This is a genomic window from uncultured Psychroserpens sp. (assembly GCF_947492715.1).
Classification (GTDB): Bacteria; Bacteroidota; Bacteroidia; order Flavobacteriales; family Flavobacteriaceae; genus Psychroserpens.
On the sequence record NZ_CANLNS010000003.1, the window covers coordinates 61,343 to 84,593 of the forward strand.

The window sequence follows — 23,251 nt, forward strand, 5'->3', positions numbered from 1 at the left end:
TTAATTAAACTAATGGTTTTTGAGTCATGGTTTCGGGCTGAGAAATCCCCATTAATTTCAGTATTGTGGGAGCTATATCACCCAAGATTCCATCTTTAATTTTTAGGTTTTCGTTATCTATTAAAATCACAGGTACCGGATTGGTTGTATGTGCCGTGTGTGGAGTGCCATCTGGGTTAATCATTGTTTCACAATTACCATGATCTGCGATTAAAATGGTTGTGTAATTATTGTCTAAAGCCGATACAATGACATCTTTGACGCATTGATCAACAGCCTCACACGCCTTAATAGCAGCTTCCATGACACCTGTATGGCCTACCATATCTCCATTTGCGAAATTGAGACATACAAAATCCACATGGCCTTTGTTAATTTCTGGAATTAGAGCATCCTTTAATTCAAAGGCGCTCATTTCGGGTTTTAAATCATAAGTTGCCACCTTTGGAGAATTCCTTAATATTCTAGTTTCCCCTTCGAAAGGCGTTTCCTGTCCACCTGAAAAGAAAAATGTGACATGAGGATATTTTTCAGTTTCAGCTATTCTAATTTGAGTTTTATTGTGTTTTTCTAGGACTTCACCTAAGGTCTCGGTAAGATTGTCTTTGTTAAAGACCACGTTGATACCATGAAAAGAATCATCATAATTAGTTAATGTAACATAATGTAAATCGAGCTTATGCATGTTTTGCTCATGGAAATCTTTTTGAGATAGGGCTTCGGTTAGTTCTCGACCACGATCTGTTCTAAAGTTAAAGAAAACGACTACGTCACCTTCTTTTATTTGGGCTATTGGAAGATTGTCCTTGTCTACCATGACAATGGGTTTTATAAACTCATCGGTTACATCTTTATTGTAGCTGTTTTCAATAACATCTGTTGCTGAGTGAGAATGCTCTCCTAAACCATTAACCAAAGCATCATATGCTAGTTTTATCCTTTCCCAACGTTTATCTCTATCCATAGCATAATATCGCCCAGTAACTGTAGCTAGCTTTGTGTTGGTATTTTTTATGTGTGTTTCTAAGGATGTAATGAAACCAAATCCAGATTTGGGATCAACATCTCGTCCATCGGTGAAGGCATGTACATATGAATGCTGAACACCACAATTATTGGCAGCATCTATTAGTCCAAATAAGTGATTAATGTGAGAGTGTACACCTCCGTCGCTCACCAAGCCTAAAAAATGAACAGGTTTGTTGTTTGTTTTTGCATACTCAAAAGCATCTGTAAGGACACTTTCATTTTTTAAGGTGTTATTTTTAACAGCTAAGTTAATTTTAACCAAGTCTTGATATACAATTCTACCTGCACCCAAGTTCATATGTCCAACCTCGCTATTTCCCATCTGGCCTTCTGGCAAACCAACATGCAAACCGTCAGTTCTTAAGGTGGCGTGCGGATAGTTATGGTATAAAGAATCTATAAATGGTGTTTCGGCATGATCTATAGCGGAAACTTTTGGATCTGGAGACATTCCCCATCCATCCAAAATCATTAAAATTACTTTTTTGTTCATTGTTAAAAAATATTATGGAATCAAAGATAGATGTTTCACACATTTAATTTCTATTTAAGATTGCAAAATATCATTAATTATCAATGCATTAGGATAGTACTTGATTTGTTAAAAATTCGAGGCTAATTGTGATTGTCTTAACATATTTGTTTACAAAGAGTTAAATAAATGTTATTAAAGATTTTTTTGTGTAACACTTTAGAATTTATGTCGTCTCTTTATTATAATCAAAAAACAAAAATCAATTAATTAAAATCTTTCATCATGAAAAAATCAGCAGTAATTATCGCAATCGCATTGGGGTTTTCTTTTACCTCTTTAAATGCAACAAACGACATTGTAACACCTTCTACTTACGAAACTACGGTAGCTAAAAGAGTGGTAGACCCATTTTGTGTTTCTATTATTAAAGGAGATATCGAAACGGTAAAAAAATTAATTGACTTAGGTCAGGATGTCAATAAAAAATCAAACGGTTTAACCCCGGCAATGTATGCAGCTAAGTATAATAGATTAGATATTTTAAAACTTCTTGTAAAAGAAGGAGCGAAATTAAATTTAAAATCATCTAAAGGAATGACGGCAAAGAAGTATGCTGAAATTTCTAATGCGAAAGATGCTCTAGCTTACATTAAAGGGTTAGAATCGTAAACGAAAAGTTTCTAAAGCAGAAACAATTATTTGAGTTAGTTAGTTGAAAATGCACTTTAAGAGATTAAAGTGCATTTTTATATTTTTCAATAGATTCTTTAATTTTTTCTTTCCTGTTTTCTGGATCTGGATGGGTGCTCATTCGTTCAGGAACACGATTAGGTCCAGCAGCTGCTTTAAGAATTTCCATTACACCAATCATCTCTTCTGGATCGTAACCAGCATTAATCATAAATCTTACGCCCAGATCATCACTTTCTAGTTCATCCTCTCGACCATTAGTTAGCAACGTATTTTGACCAATTCCGCTTACTAAACCTCCAATATCTCCACCAACAGATCCTGCTGTGGCTAAACCTTGCCAATATTCGCTTTCTGCAATTCGCTCGGCACTATGACGCCCTAGTACATGTCCAATTTCATGGCCTAATACTCCAGCCAATTGTGATTCATTATCTAATTTAGAAAACAAGGCAAACGTAATATATATTTGTCCGCCAGGTAAGGCAAAAGCATTAATTGTATTAGGATCTGCCAATAAATGAAATTCATAATTATAGGGTGTGTCTTTGGCGATACTACTATTAACTAAACTACGTCCTACATTGTCAACAACTGCTTGGTATTGACTGTTAGGGTGCATCCCGCCATGTTGAGCTTCCATTTGAGGAGCACTTGCTAATCCAATCTGTATTTCCTTATCTGCCGTCATCGAAATGGTTTGCATACGTCCAGTATATGGATTTTCTTCCCTTTGACTACATCGTTTTACAACAAAAAAAAGTGCTATGGCAACGCCAATAAGTAATCTTACTTTAAAATTCTTTCCTCTCATGACTGTAATAATTAGTGTTTATAAATTTACAAAAGTTCTGGATTTATATCTAAAATATTTTGATTCAGGTAATTAGTGATAAATGTTTCAGAAAAATGAGTCCCACCCATTAATTTTTCCGAAGTTATAATGTCTTTCAAATCGAGCTTACGGTATGCTTTTAAATATGGTTTCGACAATGGTTTGTAACTGTAATGCCAAGGTTCATATTTAAACCCTTTTCTATCTTTCTCATTGGTGTATACCAAATAAAACCCAAAATCATTTGCATGTTCGTCCATCCATGATTTAAATTTCGAAAACGGACCATCTCCCTCAAAATGACTAGGATTTAAAACATGCCTTGGCTGTTTTACGTTAGCATCGATGAGGTCTAAATCTGTTCCCCAATGATGGCGAGATGTTCCAGGAATTGTTGAATATTCTATGATTTTTCTGATGCTTTCTTTAGGTGATAACCCATTATTAATATTTTGCTGATACTTCCGCTCCCAAATTCTATTTTGGTGTTGAAACCCTCTATAACTAGACACAACTTGTATTCGAATGTCACTTTTTAGTGCTTCAGAAGTTAATTTTATAAAGGCATCATATGCATCTTTTCTTAGATTAAAACCGTCTCCAAATAACTGTGGATTACCTTTTCCGATAAGCTCTTTGTAGGATATAATTTTTGTAGCATTTTGAAATGCAAGTTGAGGAAAAATAGATAAACCTATTCCTGCTAGTGTTGTTGTTTTAAAAAAATGTCGTCTATTCATTATACTTTTCTATTGCATAATATGTGCCAATTTATTTCCTTTGCCCAGCATTTTAATTTAAGGTGATATCTTGGCTAATATTGAAGATGCTCTACATCAAACTTAAGTAAAAATAATTATCTTCACTTAAAATATTGATACATGTCATTTCGCTTTAAAATTTTAGATAAATCTCAAATAAATGAAGTTATTCCTTTAGTGCAAGAGCTTAGTGCACATAAAGTCTCAGAAGCTATATTAAAAGAACGTTTTGCAGAGATGGTAACTCAGAATTATGAATGTGCAGTTATTTATGATAATGACAAATTGATTGGTGTTTCGGGGCTTTGGTTTTGTACACGTCATTATGCTGGAAAAACTGTGGAGATTGATCATGTTTATATTGAAAGTGTCTATAGAGGAAAAGGACTTGGAAAACAATTTCTAAATTGGATCTATGATTATGTTAAAACAAAAGGGTGCACAACGGTAGAACTAAATACTTATGTGCAAAATTACCCATCACATAAATTCTACTATAATGAAGGCTTTGAAATTTTAGGATATCATTTTTTGAAAAAGTTCTGAAATTCTTTATCAAAAAGTGAAAAGATAGTTTATATTTGCCGCCAGAATGCGAGAGTAGCTCAGTTGGTAGAGCGTCAGCCTTCCAAGCTGAATGTCGCCGGTTCGAACCCGGTCTCTCGCTCAAAACTTCATCAAAACCTGATGAAGTTTTTTTATTTTAAATGACTGAGTTCAATACCAGATTGCACTTCATATGGAGCTTTGTTGTATTCAAATATTCTAGCATCAAGAGGTCCTTTTAAAACAACTGAATCTCCATTGACTTCTAACCAACTACCTTCGCGAATACCTACTACGGGTTGTGTATTAAATTTGTGAAACTCTTTAATTCTTGTTTCTCGAGTTTCGCCCATATGCTTACTTGTTGGATCTGGATCAAGATAATGCGGATTAATATTAAAAGGTACAAACCCGAAAGTTTTAAAACTTGGAGGATACACAATAGGCATGTCATTGGTAGTGTTAACTGTAAGTCCGCAAATATTACTGCCTGCACTTGTACCTAAGTACGGCGTCCCATTTTTAACTGTAGTTTTTATGGTATCAATAAGATCATTTTTGTAAAGTTGATTAACCAATACAAAGGTGTTTCCACCACCAGTAAATATACCTTTTGCTTTACTAATCGCCTCTTTTGGGTTATCAAATTCATGGATGCCTACTACTTTTTTGTCGATTTTTTCAAACGCCTTGTTAACGTTAGAAGTGTATTCATCGTGCGTAATTCCGCCAGGTCTTGCGTATGGAATAAATAGAATTTCCGAAGTATGCTCAAAGAAATCGCTTAATACCTCTAGTAAATAATCTAAAGGCTCTCCACCATGAACAGTTGATGTACTAGCAATAATTATATTTTTCATTGGTTGTAATTTGTTGTAAATTTAGGTAAAGGATTAATTTAACAAAAGTTTAGTTAGTCTTTATTAATAAATTAAGTTTTCAAATCATTTCTTTACTTAACTAAAAATATCAACTATGAAGAAACTATTACTTTTTTGCATTGCATTGTCTTCTTTTGTTGCGGTTTCTCAGGACATAAAACGTGTAAAGGTTGATGGGAAAATTATCGTTGAAGGTAATGATGTGGTTGGGATTACGGTGTTTAATACATCTTCAAATAAAGGTGTAATAACTAATGAAAATGGAGAGTTTACGATTGAAGTTGCTTTAAATGATTTTGTAGAGTTTAGAGCTTTGCAATATCAAAACTTCGATTTACAAATAACAGAGGCAATTATCAAGTCTAAACGCATGCGCGTTTTCTTAATTGAAGAAATCAATAAATTGGATGAGGTTTTAGTGTTAACTAAAGGGCTTTCGGGAGATTTAAAAACAGATGTGTCAACGGTTAAAACATTTAATCCTAAGCTAGATGCGTTATATTTTGGGATAAAAAAGAGTGATGAATATGATTTTTCTGATGACGAGCGCTCTCAGATTAAAAATGAAGCTATGCATTCGCAATCAAAAACAATGGTAAATGGGCTGAACGTTGTGAATGTCGTTGATCAATTGTTATTACCATTATTTAGAAGTAAGGTAAAGGATAAAAAAAAGAAAGGCATTCCTGAGGTTCCTGTAGCATCTATTAAATACTACTTTGGATCAGAATTTATAATGGATAATTTCAAAATACCAGAGCATCGTGTTGAAGAATTTATTCAATTCGTTGAAGACGATAAAACCTTTGATTTTAGTCTTTTAAATTATGGGCGAGAACTAGAATTTCTTGAAGTTCTTAATAAAAAAAGTAAAGAATTTTTAAAGAAAGATAGTGATAAAGAATAAGCTCTGTTTTTTTGTGTTTGCCGTTTTACTGTCTTCAAATTTACTAGCACAAACCAAAGATATTTCAGGAAAAATTGTTGCTAAGGGTGATTTAGAAGGCATTCATATTATTAACAAAACAGCAAGTAAATTTACCATAAGTAATGATAAAGGAGGTTTTGTGATTCCTGCTAAGTTGAATGATACGATCATGGTTTCAGGAATTCAATACAAACCTGAAGAATTTATTATTACTGATATTATCCTACAAACGAAATCGGTTACGGTAAATTTAGAGGAGAACGTTAATAAGTTAGATCAGGTAATTGTTGGAAAAGTACTTACTGGAGATTTGATGTCTGACATCGAAAACAGTGATGTTAAACGCGAGATTAATTTTTATGATGTTGGAATACCTGGATATACTGGCCCAAGAATGAAGCAAAGTGAGCGTCGATTGTATGAGGCCAATAGTGGAGGCGGTCTCTTACCTTTAAACCCGTTAATTAATTGGATATCTGGAAGAACAAAACGATTAAAAGAACAAATTAAACGCGAGGAATTAAATCGAGCTATAGACAAAACCGAAGAACTTTACTCCGAACTGTTATTTGAAACAGACACTTTAGATGTAACCAAACGAAAAGAATTTTTCTACTTTAGTGGTTACGATCCTAAATTTTTACCGTTAAGTAAAACAAATGATGAACTCAAAATGCTTGAGTTTTTAAAGGAAAAACTTAAAGCATTTAAACTGCAAATTGAGGAAGATTGATTACATACTAGTTATAATTGTTTCCATATTTACGTTGGTGAATGGAAATGCTCAGACCATTACTTTAAAAGGGAAAGTCATTGCTAGTTCAGATTTAGAAAGCATACATGTACTTAATATAACGGCACAAAAATTTACCGTTACTAATGATAAAGGAGATTTTGAAATCCCTGCTAAACTCAATGACACTCTGCTTATATCAAGCGTTCAATATACACCCCAAAATATTGTTGTAACTAAAACAACCATTGAAATGAGGTCTATTGTAATTACATTGTCAGATAGAGTGAATGAGCTAGATGAAGTGGTTGTAGGCAAGATTTTAACGGGAGATTTATTATCTGACATCGAAAATAGTGATGCTAAACGTGATATTAACTTTTATGATGTAGGAATACCAGGCTATGTTGGCAAACCTAAAACACAAAGAGAACGAAAATTATATGAAGCAGATGCTGGAAAATCTATTGTAATAGCACCTTTATTTATAGGCATAAATATTCATAAAATTTTAAATAAAATATCAGGCCGAACGAAAAAACTTAAACGAGCAGTAACGCTAGAAAAACAAGATAAATGCTTAAAGAAAGTAACAGAAGAGTTTTCAGATTTGTTATTTGAAAACTATGACATTGAAGCACATTTAAAAACGGCTTTCTTTTATTATGTATCTGATGATCCTAAGTTTTTAGATTTGTGTAAGGCAGATAATAGTTTAAAAACCTATGAGTTTTTAATACAGAAACTCTATTCCTTTAACGATACCGATGACACATCTAAAGATTAACTACACCGAAATTTAAAGATATTATTAACATTTTTAAGCTAAAATTAATTAGTAAAATGGCTATTTTTACGAATTATTGATTGTTATGAACTTTTTTAAAGCCATTTTTCTGGCTGTTATTTTTCCTGTGGTTATGTTAACTGCACATAAATATTATGTGAGTGTAACACAGATGAGTTATGTAAAAGAAAAAAAATCAGTCCAAATTATTTCCAGAATTGATATTGCCGATTTAGAATTAACGCTACAAGAACGGTATGATAAAAATATCAAAATGACCACAATTGATGAAAAGCCTATGGTTGACGACTATGTCAAGAAGTACTTAAATCAAAAAATAGAGATTAAAATTAATACCCAAGATGTTGCCTTTGAATATATAGGAAAGGAATATGATAATGACGTTGTTGTGTGTTACTTAGAAATAGAGAATGTCGATAGTATAGCAACAATAGAAATTAGTAATACTGTACTTTTCGATTTGTTTCCGAAGCAAAAAAATGTTGTTAAAACGAAAATAAATTCTGAAGTAAATAATTTGATATTTACCTCAGAAGACCGAAATCAATACTTAAATTTTAAATAAATCAACCTTTTTAATACTAGCTATGAAATTAGTAAAATACCTTTGTTTATCCATCGCATTTATATCTTTCAATGCGATAGCGCAAGACCAAGAACAAGAGCGCAAACCTGGTCATACCAACCATAATAAGTTTAGGCAACTCAATGAAGAGTTTGCAACGCCAAACATGTTTAGAACAGGATCTGGTGCTCCAGGCCCAGCTTACTATCAGCAACAGGCAGATTACAAAATGGACATCGAAATTAACGATGATACTGCCGTGTTAAGTGGTAATGAAACCATTACATACACCAATAACTCTCCAGATGAATTAACATACTTGTGGGTTCAATTAGATCAAAATGTTCGTGAAAAAGATTCACCATCAAAAGACATTAGATCTAGTAGAATAACACCTGCAATGTCAGCTTCAAGGTTTACGTCGTCATATATGTCTGAACGTTTTGACGGTGGGTTTAACATAGAAAGTGTTACCAAAACAGATGGTAAGCCTTTACCATTTATAATCAACCAAACAATGATGAGGGTAGAATTACCAGCAGCAATGAAAACTGGAGATAAGTTTTCTTTTAAAATAAAATGGTGGTACCAAATTAATAATCACGTTACCGATGGAGGGCGCTCAGGATATGAGTTATTTCCTGACGGAAATAGAAACTATGTGATTGCCCAATTTTACCCAAGAATGGCTGTTTACAATGATGTTGAAGGATGGCAGAACTCACAGTTTTGGGGTCGTGATGAGTTTGCATTACCGTTTGGAAATTTTGAAGTAAATATTACCGTTCCTGCAGATCATTTATTAGATGGTACTGGAAAATTGACCAATAGAGATGAAATGTTCTCTAAAGATATGATGAAGCGTTATGAAAAAGCTAAGAAATCATATGACGAACCCGTAATTATTTCTACTCAAGCCGAAGCTGAAGCTAGAGAAAAAGGACATTCCAATAAAAAGAAAACATGGAAACTATATGCTGAGAATGTAAGAGACTTCGGATTTGCCACATCTAGAAAATACATTTGGGATATGATGGCCGTGAAAATCGGTAATAAGGATGTTATGGCAGTTTCGCTATACTCTAAAGAAGGAAACCCACTTTGGGAAGAATGGTCTACAAGAGCAGTGGCTAGTACATTAAAAACGTATTCTCGTATGACATTTGATTACCCTTACCATAAAGCAATTTCGGTTCATGCTAGACGTCAAGGGATGGAATATCCTATGATTTGTTGGAATTATGGAAGACCTGATAAAAACGGAAAGTATGATGATAGAACTAAATATGGTATGATGAGTGTTATCATTCATGAGGTAGGCCATAACTTCTTTCCAATGATTGTAAATAGTGATGAACGTCAATGGACATGGATGGATGAAGGTTTAAATACATTTATGCAATATGTTGCCGAACAAGATTTTGGAGAATGGTATCCAAGTGCTTTATCACCAGGAGATAAACACTACCCTTCTCGAAGAGGACCAGCCAAAAATATCATAAGATATATGGAAGGTAATCAAGACTATATTGCTCCAATTATGACTAAAGGTTTAAATACATATCAATTTGGAAATAATGCCTACGGAAAGCCAGCTACAGCATTAAATATCTTGAGAGAAACTGTTATGGGACGCGAATTGTTTGATTATGCGTTTAAAGAATATACACACAGATGGAAGTTTAAACACCCAACTCCTGAAGACTTTTTCCGTACTATGGAAGATGCTTCTGCATTTGATTTAGATTGGTACTGGAGAGGATGGTTCTATACTACAGATTGGGTAGATATTGGACTTAAAGACGTGAAAAAATATTATGTATCGTCAGAGCCTAATCAATATGCAAAAAACTATGCATCAAGTAGAAATTTAAAGTTAGAGGACCTAGATTTAGTCTATTTAGTTGAAGAAGGAAGTGAAGAATTTGATGAGAAACTACGCAAAGGAACATCAGCAGATAATTCACCTACTTTAAAAGAATACATGATGGATAATTTCACTCCTGAAGAGAGAAAAAACATCAAACAACCTAAATATTTCTACAATATTACTTTTGAAAAACCAGGTGGATTAGTAATGCCAATTATTGTTGAGTTTACATACGCAGATGGTACATCTAAAACAGAAACTTATCCTGCTCAGGTTTGGAGGCTTAACGATACAGAAATAAGTAAAGCTGTTGCTTCTGTGAAAGAAATTGTGTCTATAAAAATAGACCCGAAACAAGAAACTGCAGATATCAATACATCAAATAACTCATGGCCAAAAGAGGTAAAAGAGAGTGAGTTTGATAATTTCAAAAATAAAGTAAAAGGATAAAGCGTTCTTGTAATTTACATTATAAAAAAGCCGATATATAGACTATCGGCTTTTTTTAACTCTATATTTATTTAAATAATATTTTAATAGCAAACAACTCATTATATTTGCATCGTGATACAGCAAGCAACATTATTATTCATTGGAACTACTGAGGTGATTTTTATCCTCCTTATTGTAGTAATGGTATTTGGTGCAGACAAAATACCTGAAATTGCTCGAGGTTTAGGTAAAGGAATGCGAATGCTAAAAGATGCTTCGAGTGATATTAAATCTGAAATCACTAAAAGTGCAGAAAAGCAAGGCATCGATTCTAACGTTACAAAAGAAATCACGCAGGAGATTAATAAAGTAAAAGACGATCTAGAAGATTTTACAGGTTCTGTCCGAAGAAACCAGTAATTATTGAATTCATATTATTTTTTGATTTCTTTTAGTAAAATCACATTTATTTATGTAATTAAATTTTGATTATTTAATATATTTAGAACATCATTAACCATCTAAATACTATTAAATGAAAAAAATGTACTTAAAGGTATTGTTACTTATAGCAATTACCATGGTGTCTTGTTCTAAAGAAGATACTATTATTGAAACCGAATCTCAGGATATTCAATTCCCCAAAGACCCACTTACAGTAGACCAAATTAACGATCGTATTAGTAAAACCATTCGAGAAACTGGAGATTTCGATTGGAGTAAAGAGGATGCGCATTTTTTATGGAGTGCGGTTATGCATGGTCAAAAAGTTTTAACCATTGGTTATGGAAATGAAGGTCAGAGTTTTAGTGAAACAAGAGATGTTGAACTAGAAGCTAAAAAAAATGGGCTTTTAGATATTGTTGCCGATAATGAAAAAATAGATAAAACAGACCTTGTCCTTGTCGAACAAGATATTCTAACTGTTGTTGATGTTGGAGTTGAAAACATCCAAACGATTATAGCGCTTAAAAAGCATAAAGACGTACGTTACTTAGAGCCTAATGGCTATAATTTGTTCACTTATAATGAGAATGCAGAACGTTCTAGTTCTGGCTGCGATAAAAATGGAGATTATATCAATCCAGCTCATTATACAACAACAAGCCCAAATAATGCGCAGGTGTCATGGCATTTTAATGAACATAATATTCAGCAGGCTTGGAACCTATCAACAGGTTCAGGAGTTACTATTGGTTTAATTGATACGGGAGTATCAGCATCTCAACCTTTATTAAATTCTTCTGGAATTAATGATGGCTATTCTAATGGCCGATTCGTACAAAAATATGGCACATTTATAGACTCTGCATGGTGGTGGTCTAGCAATTATGATGGGCCACATGATAAATGCGGTCATGGTACTGCAATGGGATCTACAATGGCATCTCCACGTAATGATAATGGAATGCCTGTTGGTGTTGCTTATAATGCGAACTTAGTAGCTTATAGAGCAACTGAAGATGTGTTACTTAACGATTATCACGAACGAAAAGGGGTTTCTAAGGCCTTAACACAACTAGGAAACAGAAGTGATGTGAAAATAATTTCGATGTCTATAGGTTATGTATGGTCTATTGGTAATATAAAGGATGCCGTAAGGTATGCCTATAGTAAAGGGAAATTAATATTTGCTGCAGGAGGAACATCAACGAGTTTCACAAATGGCTTTGGAGTGATTTTTCCGGCAACGATGAGTGAAACTGTAGCAGTTACCGGCGTTGATGATGGTAGTAATTATGATCGCTGCGATACCTGTCATAGTGGGAGTAAAATTGACTTCACAATCATTATGGAAGGTGATAATAATACCAGCAAAGCACCTCCTGTTTTAGGATTTTATAATGGAGATCGTCGCTATACTGGTGGCTCCTCAGTAGCTACTGCAACTACGGCTGGAATAGCAGCGTTGGTGTGGGCTAGGTATCCTAATTGGAGTAGAACTCAAGTACTTAATAGACTGAAACAATCTGCCGATTTTTACCCTAGTAAAAGTAGTAACTATGGATATGGAAATATTGATGCATTACAAGCTGTTCAATGATAGTTCTAACATAGAATGATATACAAAACCTCTTCAATATTTGAAGAGGTTTTTTTATAATGATGAGGTGATTTTGAACTTAAATCCCTGAAATTTAGTATGCATTTCGTCGATTTTCATTTTTAATTTGTGAAGTTTGTCCGATAAAAAAGCGTGTTCAACGATTATATTCTGATATGTCACTCACTTAGAGATACTTTAACCATCCCAAATTAACCTAAATCCATGATGAAAGCAAACCTACTATACTGTTTTCTATGTTGTTCGTTATTGTCTTTTGGTCAGACCGAAAGAACACTTATCAATAAAATTGATAGTATTAACGACCTCGCATTACAGCATTACATAAGTAATGATATTGCAAAGTCCTTCAATTTATTTAATAAAGCCATTAAATTATCTGATTCTATCAATGATAATTATGGCAACGCAGTCGCAAATTTTACCATTGGTAAGATTTACGATTTCATGCATGATTATGATAAAGCTGAAAAAAGCTATAATCAAGTTATTCATGCCGCAAAAAAAGAAGGTGATAATTTTTTGTTGGCAAGTTCATATTTGAAATTGGGTCAAATTTATATGAACAAAGTGCCTCCTACTGATGCTATTCCGTTCTTTGAAAAAGCAATACAGTTTGGTAGTAAATATAATGTTAGAGATCATGATAATGTAGATAGAAGGGATGAGATCTTATTTCGAATAAGATTGAACTTATCACAGCTTTATTTAGAAACTAATAATTACGCTAAAGTGCTCATTTATTTATCTAGAGCTGAGGATAATTTAAAACGCATAGAAGATCATGGCTATTTCACAGCACAATGGAACTTTATCCAAGGACAATATTTTAGTAAAAAAGAATTTTACAATAATGCCAATGTTAAATTTATCGAAGCCATAAATATTTTAGAAAATCACAGTGAAATTAATGTAAAAGATAAGAATGCGCTTTTAAATGATGTCTATAAAGAACTGTCATTAACTTATGCTGCGTTAGAGAATAGTGAAGAAGCCTATCAAGCATTGTTAAAGCATAATAACTACAGAGATAAACTACTTAATGAAGAGAAAATAAGGCAAGATATTATTGTACAGTCTAAGTTTTCAATCGAAAGTTATAAAAACGTAGCACAGCTTGCTAATAATGAAAGAATTGAGCAGTTAGCCGCCAGTAATAAAATAAAAAATGTAAATATTATTATTACAATTACCGGATTTCTATTGTTTATATCGTTGTTAACCATGTATCGAAGTTACATATCTAAAAGACGATTAAGTAATATTTTGAAAACTAAAAACAACCAATTAGAAATTGCAAAAAATAAGGCAGAAAAGTCTTCCGAATTAAAGAGTAATTTCATTTCCAATGTCACTCACGAATTAAGAACACCTTTGTATGGTGTGGTTGGGTTAACATCATTACTTTTAAAAAATAACGACTTAAGCTCTAAAGACACTAAGTTTTTAAAATCGTTAAAGTATTCTGGCGATTATCTCCTCAATCTTGTCAATGATATTTTACAAATAGGAAAAATTGAATCTCAAAAAATTGAACTTAAAAACGTTACAGTTAATTTGAGAGTACTCATAGAAAATCTAGTGAATTCGTTTGATTATAGATTGGAAGAAACTAATAATCAGATACAAATTTCAATTGACAAGAACATACCAGAGTTCATTAAATGCGACAATGTAAGGTTGTCTCAGGTTCTAATCAACCTAATTGGTAATAGTATCAAGTTTACTGAAAATGGAAAAATAGAAGTAAGGTTAAAACTGTTAAACACTTTAGAAGATAAAGTATCTCTGCGTTTTGAAGTTGAAGATAATGGTCCTGGGATTCCAAAAGAAAAGCAAAAAATGATATTTGAGAACTTCTCTCAGCTGGATAAAAATAGCAATACAAATTATCAAGGAACAGGACTTGGGTTACCAATTACAAAAAACATTATTGAATTATTTGGAAGCACATTAGATATAGATAGCGCAATAGATTTGGGTACTACCTTTAGTTTTGATCTTACCTTTGAAATAGACAAAAAAGCAAAGGTCAAAAAAGTAAAAACAAAACAAGCAAAAGGAGAAGCTATTACCGATACACATAAGTATAAGATTCTGGTTGCCGAAGACAATAAAATCAATCAGATTGTAACTCAAAACTTGTTGCAACGCGAAAACTATGAGTGCGTTGTTGCTAAAAACGGATTAGAGGCTTTAGAGGCTCATAAACAAACCGCTTTCGATTTAATTTTAATGGATATTAATATGCCTGTAATGAATGGAAATGAGTCTACTAAAGCTATCCGTGAGTTCGATCCTGAAACACCTATTATTGCATTAACTGCAGCCGATATTGAACAAGTTAAAGAAGACTATAAACTAATTGGATTTGATGGTATCATTACCAAACCTTTTGATAATTATGAATTTTTTCAAACTATTTCTGAGCAAATTCAAAAAACAAAATCAATAGGTGTGAAATCAGATTTTAAATTAGTCAAAGTATCTTAATTTATTTTTTTCTGCTTATTGTAAGTCCGTCTCTAATTGGTAGCAAAACGGTTTCGATACGTTCGTCATTTTTTAAAAGAGTATTGTATTCTAAAACAGCTTTAGTTGAAAGGTCTTTATTATTTAAAGGCTCGGTTACTTTTCCATGCCATAAAACATTGTCTGAAATGATAATGCCACCAGCATTTAATTTATCGACTATTAAATGAAAATAATTAACATAATTGGGCTTGTCAGCATCAACAAAGACCAGATCAAAAGTCATGTCTAGTGTTGGAATAATATCTAAAGCACTTCCCAAATGTTGATGAATTTGAGCGCCGAATTCAGATTTATCAAAATAACGTCTTTGAAAATCAACGAGCTCCTCATTAATATCTATTGTATGAATCTCTCCATTGCTTGATAGGCCTTCTGCTAAACACAATGTTGCGTAACCAGTAAACGTACCCAGTTCTAAAATTGTGGAAGGACGAATTAGTTTAGAAATCATACTTAAAACGCGACCTTGATAAGGTCCGCTTAGCATAATGGGTTGTAATATTTTTTGATAAGTTTCTCTAGTAAGTTGTTGCAATAATTCTGGTTCTTCTTCAGAATGTGCCACAATGTAATCATCTAATTTTTCTGGTAAAAAGTGCATAGATAAAAATAATTAAACCTCATGAAAAACAGATGTCATGAGGTTTGTAATTGTATTAAGAATGGAATTATTCGCCTTGATTTTCGTTTGTAACGTTGGTTTCATTCTTTGAAGCCATAAAAAAGAGAATTCCACCAACGACAATGAGTCCAATTTTAATTATCCATGATGTCGTTTCTCCCCAATTATCTATCCAACTTAAAAGTCTGAGTTGTAATTCAAAAAAGGGTAAAACAATAGCTAATACTCCAAAAAGAGCGATGTACATTCCAATTTTTTTCATGTTATAAGTTTTGGTTAGACCTCAATATATGAAATAATTCCAAAACCAATAAAGCTGTTAAGCAATCAATGTACACCAACCATCATTTTTTTAATCTTTGGTGAAATTAAAATGGCTATTAGTCCAACCAATATACTAATCACACCAAAACTGGCATATACAGAAAGATAGGAGTAGAGTTGTTGGTAACTCTCACTATTTTGCATAGCCATTTCAGGCGTAATACCAGTAATGAATTCTACAATGTCTCCAAATATGCCTTGAGTAAAGACATTGGTTTCTCCTTCGGTAACAGTGGTAAGCTTGGCAATTTTACCAGCAAAGAAATGGCCATAAAAATTCGCCGAAAACCAAACGCCCATGATAAAGGCAACATATTTTAGTGGAGATAGCTCAGTCATTTTAGATAACCCTATTGGAGATAAGAATAATTCTCCGATTGTAAGTACTAAATAACCCAAAACTAAATACGTCATGGAAGTTCTGGCAAAAGCGTCAATACTATGTGCCGACAAAGCAAATACTACAAAACCTAACCCCAGAAACACCAATCCTAAGCCAAACTTTATGGCAGAATTTGGGTTCTTTTTTCTCTTACTTAGAAACGTCCATAATAATGAGAAAGGAATAGCCAATAAAATAATAAAACCAGCATTAATACTATTGGTTCCTGCCGCATCCATACCCACAAGATTTACATTTCTATCGGCAAACAAAGTCAATGAACTTCCTGCCTGTTCAAAAATAGCAGAGAAAAGCGTATAAAGTACAGTAAAGTATACAGCAACAATTAATCGCTTTTTTTCTTTAAGATTAACAGTAGTCAGGATGTATATAATATAAGCAATTAGAAAGGCCGAAATAATCCAAACTAGAAAATGTTCAAACTCATGGAATTTAACAATGAGTGCGAAAATAGGAACAGATAAAAAGGCAATTATAGAGATGAGTTGCCCTTGATTTATTCCAAATGATTTTTTTTGGTAAACAGGGAGATTTGGAACCAAACCTTTATTGCCAAATATGTTGGCTTTAAGCCCTCTGTTAAAAACAAGTAGACCTAAAACCATTCCAATTCCAGCAAGCACAAACCCATAATGCCAGCCATAAGTTTCTGCGAACCATGCACAGGCCAGAGGAGCAATTGCAGCTCCTAGATTGATGCCTAAATAAAATATAGTGAATCCAGAATCACGCCTTGCATCTCCTTCATGGTATAAATCTCCAACGAAGGAAGAAATATTAGGCTTAAAAAAACCGTTTCCTACAATGATTAACCCTAATGATCCATAAAAAAATATAGGCTGCTCAAAAGTGAGAAAAAAATGCCCAAGTGCCATCAAAACCCCTCCAAGAAGTATGGCTTTTCTAAATCCTAGTATTTTATCGGCTAAAATACCACCAATTAAAGGTGTTACATAGACTAAAGACATATAAGCGGCGTATACACCAAAAGCCATATCATCAGTAAATAATAATTGTTTGGTCATATAGAGTACGAGAAGAGCGCGCATTCCGTAGAAAGAAAAACGTTCCCATAACTCCGCAAAAAATAAATAGATTAAACCTTTTGGATGTCCGAAGACTTCATTAGAATTTGTGATAGACATTTGTTCGATTTTTTGATTTGAGGACAATGTATTTACAACATGTCTCAATAGCGAACCTTGTAACTAATTATATCAAATTATAATCAATTGTGCTTAATTGTAACTCACAAATTGTTAGCTTAAAAGTGCGTTATAAGTATCATTTTCTGGTGTTTTGCAAAACTCTTCTAAAAGAGTCGCATCTATGGAAATGTGGTTTGGAATCATTCGTAATCTATAGCGTCCTTCTCCAATAAAAGTAAAAAGATCTCGTCGTTCAAGAAGTTGTGTTTGGTCTAATTCTAAGATAGAGTTTATGTTATCTATTATTCTAGTGAGATACGTTTGGTTTTTGATTTCACCGCCTAAACTTACAATTAAACTCTGGGCATCGCCTTCACCATATTTGCGTCTAATAGCAAATTTCAGTAAATTTTTATACTGTGTAGTTTTAGAACCAAAATCAATAGTTTCGTCAAAAACGCCTTTTGTTGGAATACTAATTTTTACCAAGCTCCAATCTAGAAAGCTAATCGTCATCTCGTTAGGCTTGGGCATATTTGCTAACCTAATAACCCAAGTAGTAGCTAACACCAGAAATATTGAAATTAAGGAGGTCTTAGCAATTATTTTAATGAGGTTGTTACTAAAGTCATTGGCGTAATTCACAAAGACTTCAGACAATTGAGATGAAAATACTAACAGTATGACTAAAGTAGAGATGACACCAACTATTTTTAATCCGCGATACGCAAATGTTCTAAAGAGAGAGATGCCTAGAAGAGCGCATAAAAATGCGGAAAGAATGAGATCTGGTATGGCGCTTACATTAATACTTTTGTAAGCGTTTACCTTAGGAAACATGGAGAGTCCTATAGTCACTAAGGCTGTTAAGATAATGACAAACAGAATAATCCTGATATTCTTTTTGTTATTATAAATAAAGCGCGGAGCATAATAGAAGTAAAACAAAGCTAACAATAAGAACATATTGTTCACTATTGAAAGCAAATGAATTCCAAACTGAAAAAAAGTGGTTTCTTTAAACGAAAAGTAATGCCCTGCATATGACCAAATACCCGAAACAACCCAAACAAACATAGCTAAACTCAAGTATAGAAGACCTTTGTCTACGCGTTTTTGAGTGTCATTTTCTTCTAATATTTGTTTAAAACGCTGTCTAATGTTAGACCAAATGGCTAAAAGTAAAGTAGCTCCAACTAATGAAATAAATATATGTGAAAGAATATAAAATTCAGAAACATCAGTCATGGTTAGTTGCCTAAAATTCTATTTACCAGTTTCTCTTTGGCGTTTAGGTCGTCACCACATAACCATTGAATCACGTTGTCCTCCCAGATGGCATCACGTTCTGTTTCAGTAATAATATCACGTTCTATAGCAAGGTCTAAAATTTTTCCTGGATAAGAAGACTGCTTTTCACTTTCCATTTCACCAAGCGGATAAGGATCATCAAGTCCCATTAGTACTTGTTTCGAAGTTTGATTTTTAATTAATAGTTGTAAGCCGCCAGTATCATGCACCAAGGTGTCAAAAAAGATATTTGGATGGCCTACGGCTTTTCTTGGGTGGCTTTTCCCTTCAAACAAATCAGGACGACCATCAAAGCCTTGAATACGACGACCTAAATTTATTTGAGCTAATTGACCACCATGCGCAAAGCAAGTTCGCATATTTGGATATTTATCCTGATAACCATTTAAGGTTAAAAAATGATAGGCATCGGCACATTGCGCTAACATCCAAATAAGATGAAAACGCCAAGACGTGTTTTCTAGCTTAATAAATTTTTCTCCGTCATAAGGATGAATTTCAACAGCCAAATTGTATTTGTTGGCCAGTTCAAAAATAGGCTCGTTCTCTTCATCAAAAATACAACGCCATGTTCCAATAGTGTCCATATAGTGCGTAGGTAAGCAAAGAAGTTGCATGCCTAACTCTTCAACGCAACGTTCAATTTCCCAACAAGCGCCTCTTACAAATCCGGGATGTACTACAAATCCACACGTAAACTTACTTGGGTTTTCATGCTGAATCTTTGCATTAAAATCGTTCTGAAAACGCAAGGCCTGCTTCATTTCTTCCACACGTAAACCATTTCCGTAGAGTTGTGATAAGTTTAGAACAACTGCATGATCAATATTGAAGCGTTCCATCCATGCTAGTTTTTCATTTAAAAAGAAACTAGAATCCGTAATAGGGCGATTCCAATCTTTTTGTAGCATGAATTTTCGGTCTTTGTCAACCCAAAAAATACCTTTGTCTTTCATAAACTGAGGAATTTCCTCAGGATAAGGAAGCAGGTGAGAATGGCCGTTTATTCGAAGTTTTCTTTTCATTTATAATTTAGGTTTTAAACATATCATTGTGGCTTGCATTGTTGCATAGATCACATCTTCTGCTTTGTTGGTCACAACACCTTCGCAAAAGGTGAGCGTCCTACCAGATTTTATAACAGACCCTTTTGCAACGATGGTATCGGTTTCTGCTGCTCTAATAAAATTTGTTTTAAATTCTACAGTCAGCACATCAGATCCATCAGGCATGGTACTTAATGCGGCATATCCGCAGGCCACATCTGCAATACTAGTTATTACTCCAGCATGGAAGTAACCATGTTGTTGCGTGAGTGTGTCATTTAAAGTACATGAAATAACAACTTCGCCCTTTGTAATAGAAATCAGCTGAGCTCCAAGGGTTTTCATAAACCCTTGTTTGTAAAAGCTTTGTTTTGCGACTTCTATCATATACTAGCCGTCAAGTTGTACTTTTTTTGGAGGTTGCATCACTTCACCACAATTAGGGCATGAACGCTTGTCTTTGTCTCCATAATATTTATCGAAAATTTTTGGCATATCAGTTTCAATATTATCCAATGTAAAATCTTCTTCATATAATTTGGTTGTGCAATTTTCACAAAACCATAACAGCGCATCTTGAACACCTTCGTCTCTTGGATATTCAATGACTAATCCAACTGTATTAGCGCCACGTTGAGGTGAGTGAGGCACTTTAGGAGGCAATAAAAACATTTCGCCCTCTTTAATATGAATATCTTTAGGTGTACCCTTATCTATGACTTTAAGTGTAATATCACCTTCAACCTGATAGAAAAATTCTGGCGTTTCGTTATAATGATAATCTTTCCTGCTGTTTGGTCCACCAACAACCATAACAATAAAATCTCCATTTTTCCAAACCACTTTGTTGCCTACTGGCGGTTTTAATAAATGACGATTTTCTTCAATCCATTCTTTAAAGTTTATAGGCGAAACTAATGTACTCATGGTATATATTTTTTTGGCGTTCCCTTATGAGGTCAGGCTTTCAAGGCTCGCTATCAGAGATGAGCTCAAACAAACCTTTCAATCCTTAACGCAAATTCATCAATTCAATAAAATTAATAATAAAAAACGAAATTATGCCCTTATAACGACTTTGTTCGTCCTCCATCAACAGGAAGGTTAATTCCATTAATGTAGGCAGCGCGTTCGCTTGCTAAAAATGTAATAGCATCTGCCAATTCCTCTGGTTTTGCAAAGCGTTTTGCAGGAACTGCATTTTTCATGGCATTTGCAGCTTCTTGCTCTGTGTTTCCAGTTTTAGCCGATTTGTTTTTTATGATCTCTGTTAGTCGTTCTGTTCCAGTTGCTCCAGGAAGTACATTGTTTACAGTAATGCCAAATTGACCAAGTTCATTAGCCAAGGTCTTACTCCAATTAGCAACGGCACCACGAATGGTGTTACTCACACCCAATCCATCTAAAGGCTGTTTTACAGAGGTTGAAATCACATTGATAATACGACCATAGTTTTCACTTTTCATAAAAGGAACCACAGCTTGAGCTAAAACATGATTGCACTTTAAATGTTGTGTGAATGCATTTTCAAATTCATCTACTTCTGCCAAAAATACTGGGCCTCCTTTGGGACCACCCGTATTATTGACCAATACATGAAAGCCATGATTGTTGTTAATGTAAGTTTCAACCTTTTCCTTTAATGCTTTCGGATTTGAAAAATCGGCAACAATATAATCATGGTCTCTATGCTGAGGTAATTGTGAGAGGGTAGCTTGTAACTTGTCTTCGTTTCTTGCAATTAAAGTAATTTGAACGCCTTCTTCGGCTAATGCAAATGCTGTTGCTTTACCTATTCCAGCAGTGCTTCCACAAACTAATGCGTATTTATTGTTTAATTCTAAGTTCATTTATTTTAGTTTAAAACTATTTAAAATTGTATTTCCTGTTTTGATATAGTCGTCATAGGATTTTTCGAGTGCAGAAAAGGTTAGAATATACATCACTTCCTGATGAAAAATAAGAACCTGTTTGAATTTCAATGCATTACCTGAAACCTTTCCTGTTAATACCATAACATGCTGTTTATCATCACCATTACTTTCGAGGATCTTACCGTCATCTAACATTCCTTTTGTTTGTTTTTGTGTTAATTCAACATAATCTTTCATGTTGATGTTTTGTCCTTTCAAGTTCTGAATAATGAGATTAATATTCTCTTTAAAAGTATCGTCTTCGGTAAGAGGGGAATTGATAAAGAATGTGGTCTGCATTTGACCAGAATCATCAAATGTCCAACTTTCTGGATACTCAATAGCATAAGTCGCATTTTCGAAGTTCGTCCATTTTTCTTGACAAAACGTAACATTAATTGATAATAGGAAGATAAGTAAAGTTAGTTTTTTCATCTCTTGTGTATTTTTAGTCAAAGTACATAAATTATTCAATGATATATGTTCTTAGGTGTTATTTTTTGCGTGGCGAATTCTATAGGTTCTTAATATGATTTCTAGTTGGGCAGGTTTTATTCTTAAATCTTCAAGGAGAATTTTATAAAACCTATCATCGGCATCATAAAAAGTAAGATGAGCTGTTGATGATTTTCCAATTCCCTCGTAAGTAACGGTCTCTTCAAAAATTTCGAACCAACTCCTTTTAGGTTCAGATCCTAGTTTTATACCATTATTGTCTATAGTAATTTGAACGGCATTATTAACTAATTTTTTAATAGCAGAAAACACAAAATATCCACCACCTGCTAATAAAATGCTTCCGAGTATATAACTTCTGAGGCTTTCGTTTAAAAGAAGAGTAATACTAACTATTAGTGTTACGATTCCAAAAATCAGTAAAAATAAACCATGCCCTTTAGAGAAATAGATTTCTGTAACTGAGGAAATAGAGGGGTCCTCTTCAAAAAGATCATCTGCCCTAAATTTTAAATTGAGCTCGTCTAATTTTCGCTGCTCTTTTTTGGATCTAATTTCTGTCCGTTCAAATATATGTCCGTCACCCCAAATTAGTTTTTCATGTATAGCTCTTTCTTTGAGTTCATGCACATTTCTCACATGTTCAAAGGCCCAAATGCGCCATTTGGTAATCATAATACTCCAAAAGAGCCATCCTAAACCTATACCTAACACTATGGCAATGGCTAGTCCCCAGTTGGGAATATAATCGTGAGCAGATAAATAGATACCAGCGGCAGGGCTGCCAATCAAGCAAATCATTACAGGGACATTAATCATTAAATGTCCTCTTTTTATAGCCTTATCAACTGAAACTTCCTGTTTCACGGTACATT

Annotated in this window: 24 protein-coding genes and 1 tRNA gene; 11 read left to right on the forward strand and 14 right to left on the reverse strand. The window is 33.7% G+C overall.

Going from position 1 to position 23,251, the window contains the following annotated elements; translation table 11 throughout:
• Nucleotides 1-4: 4 nt before the first annotated feature.
• On the reverse strand, nt 5-1,522 hold the full coding sequence (gpmI, locus tag Q0787_RS09605; protein WP_298902310.1) for a 2,3-bisphosphoglycerate-independent phosphoglycerate mutase: 1,518 nt from the start codon (nt 1,520-1,522) through the stop codon (nt 5-7).
• Nucleotides 1,523-1,786: 264 nt separating this feature from the next.
• On the opposite strand from gpmI, the gene Q0787_RS09610 reads away from it, so the two are divergent.
• Nucleotides 1,787-2,173, forward strand: a complete 387-nt coding sequence (locus Q0787_RS09610; protein WP_298902311.1) for an ankyrin repeat domain-containing protein — start codon at nt 1,787-1,789, stop codon at nt 2,171-2,173.
• 64 nt (nt 2,174-2,237) lie between these two features.
• On the opposite strand, the gene Q0787_RS09615 is transcribed toward Q0787_RS09610, so the two are convergent.
• Nucleotides 2,238-3,008, reverse strand: coding sequence for a M48 family metalloprotease (locus tag Q0787_RS09615; protein WP_298902313.1), 771 nt, complete (start codon nt 3,006-3,008; stop codon nt 2,238-2,240).
• A 26-nt stretch (nt 3,009-3,034) separates the two neighbouring features.
• Nucleotides 3,035-3,769 (reverse strand): M15 family metallopeptidase, encoded by a 735-nt coding sequence (locus Q0787_RS09620; RefSeq protein ID WP_298902315.1) that lies wholly within the window; start codon nt 3,767-3,769, stop codon nt 3,035-3,037.
• 141 nt (nt 3,770-3,910) lie between these two features.
• Here Q0787_RS09620 and Q0787_RS09625 point away from each other — a divergent pair, with 141 nt between their 5' ends.
• Nucleotides 3,911-4,336, forward strand: coding sequence for a GNAT family N-acetyltransferase (locus tag Q0787_RS09625; RefSeq protein ID WP_298902317.1), 426 nt, complete (start codon nt 3,911-3,913; stop codon nt 4,334-4,336).
• A gap of 48 nt (nt 4,337-4,384) precedes the next feature.
• Nucleotides 4,385-4,457: transfer RNA gene (locus tag Q0787_RS09630), tRNA-Gly, on the forward strand.
• 31 nt (nt 4,458-4,488) lie between these two features.
• On the opposite strand, the gene pepE is transcribed toward Q0787_RS09630, so the two are convergent.
• Nucleotides 4,489-5,196 (reverse strand): dipeptidase PepE, encoded by a 708-nt coding sequence (gene pepE / locus Q0787_RS09635; RefSeq protein WP_298902319.1) that lies wholly within the window; start codon nt 5,194-5,196, stop codon nt 4,489-4,491.
• A gap of 115 nt (nt 5,197-5,311) precedes the next feature.
• On the opposite strand from pepE, the gene Q0787_RS09640 reads away from it, so the two are divergent.
• From Q0787_RS09640 to Q0787_RS09675, 8 genes are all read left to right on the forward strand, one after another.
• Nucleotides 5,312-6,124: a carboxypeptidase-like regulatory domain-containing protein gene (locus Q0787_RS09640; RefSeq protein WP_298902320.1), complete on the forward strand. Its 813-nt coding sequence runs from the start codon at nt 5,312-5,314 to the stop codon at nt 6,122-6,124.
• Nucleotides 6,111-6,878 (forward strand): carboxypeptidase-like regulatory domain-containing protein, encoded by a 768-nt coding sequence (locus Q0787_RS09645; protein ID WP_298902322.1) that lies wholly within the window; start codon nt 6,111-6,113, stop codon nt 6,876-6,878. Before Q0787_RS09640 ends, Q0787_RS09645 begins: the two co-directional genes overlap by 14 nt.
• Complete coding sequence (locus Q0787_RS09650; protein ID WP_298902323.1) at nt 6,865-7,665, forward strand: carboxypeptidase-like regulatory domain-containing protein; 801 nt, start codon at nt 6,865-6,867, stop codon at nt 7,663-7,665. Before Q0787_RS09645 ends, Q0787_RS09650 begins: the two co-directional genes overlap by 14 nt.
• An 85-nt stretch (nt 7,666-7,750) precedes the next feature.
• Nucleotides 7,751-8,251 (forward strand): DUF6702 family protein, encoded by a 501-nt coding sequence (locus Q0787_RS09655; protein WP_298902324.1) that lies wholly within the window; start codon nt 7,751-7,753, stop codon nt 8,249-8,251.
• A 22-nt stretch (nt 8,252-8,273) separates the two neighbouring features.
• Nucleotides 8,274-10,571 carry a M1 family metallopeptidase gene (locus Q0787_RS09660; protein ID WP_298902325.1) on the forward strand — a complete coding sequence of 766 codons (2,298 nt, stop codon included), beginning with the start codon at nt 8,274-8,276 and terminating at the stop codon, nt 10,569-10,571.
• Nucleotides 10,572-10,685: 114 nt separating this feature from the next.
• Complete coding sequence (locus tag Q0787_RS09665; RefSeq protein WP_298902326.1) at nt 10,686-10,973, forward strand: twin-arginine translocase TatA/TatE family subunit; 288 nt, start codon at nt 10,686-10,688, stop codon at nt 10,971-10,973.
• 115 nt (nt 10,974-11,088) lie between these two features.
• Nucleotides 11,089-12,597: a S8 family serine peptidase gene (locus tag Q0787_RS09670; protein ID WP_298902327.1), complete on the forward strand. Its 1,509-nt coding sequence runs from the start codon at nt 11,089-11,091 to the stop codon at nt 12,595-12,597.
• A gap of 225 nt (nt 12,598-12,822) precedes the next feature.
• Nucleotides 12,823-15,111 (forward strand): ATP-binding protein, encoded by a 2,289-nt coding sequence (locus Q0787_RS09675; protein ID WP_298902328.1) that lies wholly within the window; start codon nt 12,823-12,825, stop codon nt 15,109-15,111.
• A gap of 1 nt (nt 15,112) precedes the next feature.
• Here the strand turns inward: Q0787_RS09675 and Q0787_RS09680 are convergent, their stop codons facing one another.
• The 10 genes from Q0787_RS09680 to Q0787_RS09725 form a co-directional block, all read right to left on the reverse strand.
• Nucleotides 15,113-15,754, reverse strand: a complete 642-nt coding sequence (locus tag Q0787_RS09680; protein WP_298902329.1) for an O-methyltransferase — start codon at nt 15,752-15,754, stop codon at nt 15,113-15,115.
• 67 nt (nt 15,755-15,821) lie between these two features.
• A complete protein-coding gene (locus tag Q0787_RS09685) occupies nt 15,822-16,037 on the reverse strand; it encodes a hypothetical protein (RefSeq protein WP_298902331.1) in 216 nt (71 codons plus the stop codon).
• Nucleotides 16,038-16,102: 65 nt separating this feature from the next.
• A complete protein-coding gene (locus Q0787_RS09690; protein WP_298902333.1) occupies nt 16,103-17,647 on the reverse strand; it encodes a peptide MFS transporter in 1,545 nt (514 codons plus the stop codon).
• A 114-nt stretch (nt 17,648-17,761) separates the two neighbouring features.
• On the reverse strand, nt 17,762-18,898 hold the full coding sequence (locus Q0787_RS09695) for a hypothetical protein (RefSeq protein WP_298902335.1): 1,137 nt from the start codon (nt 18,896-18,898) through the stop codon (nt 17,762-17,764).
• A gap of 2 nt (nt 18,899-18,900) precedes the next feature.
• Nucleotides 18,901-19,986, reverse strand: coding sequence for an amidohydrolase family protein (locus Q0787_RS09700; protein ID WP_298902337.1), 1,086 nt, complete (start codon nt 19,984-19,986; stop codon nt 18,901-18,903).
• Entirely contained in the window at nt 19,987-20,352 is a 366-nt protein-coding gene (locus Q0787_RS09705) for a PaaI family thioesterase (protein ID WP_298902338.1), read from the reverse strand.
• 45 nt (nt 20,353-20,397) lie between these two features.
• Entirely contained in the window at nt 20,398-20,934 is a 537-nt protein-coding gene (locus Q0787_RS09710; protein ID WP_298902339.1) for a 3-hydroxyanthranilate 3,4-dioxygenase, read from the reverse strand.
• Nucleotides 20,935-21,074: 140 nt separating this feature from the next.
• Nucleotides 21,075-21,857, reverse strand: a complete 783-nt coding sequence (locus tag Q0787_RS09715) for an SDR family oxidoreductase (protein WP_298902340.1) — start codon at nt 21,855-21,857, stop codon at nt 21,075-21,077.
• Nucleotides 21,858-22,355, reverse strand: a complete 498-nt coding sequence (locus Q0787_RS09720; RefSeq protein ID WP_298902343.1) for a hypothetical protein — start codon at nt 22,353-22,355, stop codon at nt 21,858-21,860. It lies immediately after the preceding gene.
• Between the two features lie 51 nt (nt 22,356-22,406).
• Nucleotides 22,407-23,243 (reverse strand): hypothetical protein, encoded by an 837-nt coding sequence (locus tag Q0787_RS09725; RefSeq protein ID WP_298902346.1) that lies wholly within the window; start codon nt 23,241-23,243, stop codon nt 22,407-22,409.
• Nucleotides 23,244-23,251: the final 8 nt, after the last annotated feature.

Excerpts from the sequence above, each read along its gene's own strand:
- gpmI (WP_298902310.1), bottom strand. The coding sequence starts at position 1,522 with ATGAACAAAAAAGTAATTTTAATGATTTTGGATGGATGGGGAATGTCT.
- Q0787_RS09610 (WP_298902311.1), top strand. The coding sequence starts at position 1,787 with ATGAAAAAATCAGCAGTAATTATCGCAATCGCATTGGGGTTTTCTTTT.
- Q0787_RS09615 (WP_298902313.1), bottom strand. The coding sequence starts at position 3,008 with ATGAGAGGAAAGAATTTTAAAGTAAGATTACTTATTGGCGTTGCCATA.
- Q0787_RS09620 (WP_298902315.1), bottom strand. The coding sequence starts at position 3,769 with ATGAATAGACGACATTTTTTTAAAACAACAACACTAGCAGGAATAGGT.
- Q0787_RS09625 (WP_298902317.1), top strand. The coding sequence starts at position 3,911 with ATGTCATTTCGCTTTAAAATTTTAGATAAATCTCAAATAAATGAAGTT.
- pepE (WP_298902319.1), bottom strand. The coding sequence starts at position 5,196 with ATGAAAAATATAATTATTGCTAGTACATCAACTGTTCATGGTGGAGAG.
- Q0787_RS09640 (WP_298902320.1), top strand. The coding sequence starts at position 5,312 with ATGAAGAAACTATTACTTTTTTGCATTGCATTGTCTTCTTTTGTTGCG.
- Q0787_RS09655 (WP_298902324.1), top strand. The coding sequence starts at position 7,751 with ATGAACTTTTTTAAAGCCATTTTTCTGGCTGTTATTTTTCCTGTGGTT.
- Q0787_RS09660 (WP_298902325.1), top strand. The coding sequence starts at position 8,274 with ATGAAATTAGTAAAATACCTTTGTTTATCCATCGCATTTATATCTTTC.
- Q0787_RS09670 (WP_298902327.1), top strand. The coding sequence starts at position 11,089 with ATGAAAAAAATGTACTTAAAGGTATTGTTACTTATAGCAATTACCATG.
- Q0787_RS09675 (WP_298902328.1), top strand. The coding sequence starts at position 12,823 with ATGATGAAAGCAAACCTACTATACTGTTTTCTATGTTGTTCGTTATTG.
- Q0787_RS09680 (WP_298902329.1), bottom strand. The coding sequence starts at position 15,754 with ATGCACTTTTTACCAGAAAAATTAGATGATTACATTGTGGCACATTCT.
- Q0787_RS09685 (WP_298902331.1), bottom strand. The coding sequence starts at position 16,037 with ATGAAAAAAATTGGAATGTACATCGCTCTTTTTGGAGTATTAGCTATT.
- Q0787_RS09690 (WP_298902333.1), bottom strand. The coding sequence starts at position 17,647 with ATGTCTATCACAAATTCTAATGAAGTCTTCGGACATCCAAAAGGTTTA.
- Q0787_RS09695 (WP_298902335.1), bottom strand. The coding sequence starts at position 18,898 with ATGACTGATGTTTCTGAATTTTATATTCTTTCACATATATTTATTTCA.
- Q0787_RS09700 (WP_298902337.1), bottom strand. The coding sequence starts at position 19,986 with ATGAAAAGAAAACTTCGAATAAACGGCCATTCTCACCTGCTTCCTTAT.
- Q0787_RS09705 (WP_298902338.1), bottom strand. The coding sequence starts at position 20,352 with ATGAAAACCCTTGGAGCTCAGCTGATTTCTATTACAAAGGGCGAAGTT.
- Q0787_RS09710 (WP_298902339.1), bottom strand. The coding sequence starts at position 20,934 with ATGAGTACATTAGTTTCGCCTATAAACTTTAAAGAATGGATTGAAGAA.
- Q0787_RS09715 (WP_298902340.1), bottom strand. The coding sequence starts at position 21,857 with ATGAACTTAGAATTAAACAATAAATACGCATTAGTTTGTGGAAGCACT.
- Q0787_RS09720 (WP_298902343.1), bottom strand. The coding sequence starts at position 22,355 with ATGAAAAAACTAACTTTACTTATCTTCCTATTATCAATTAATGTTACG.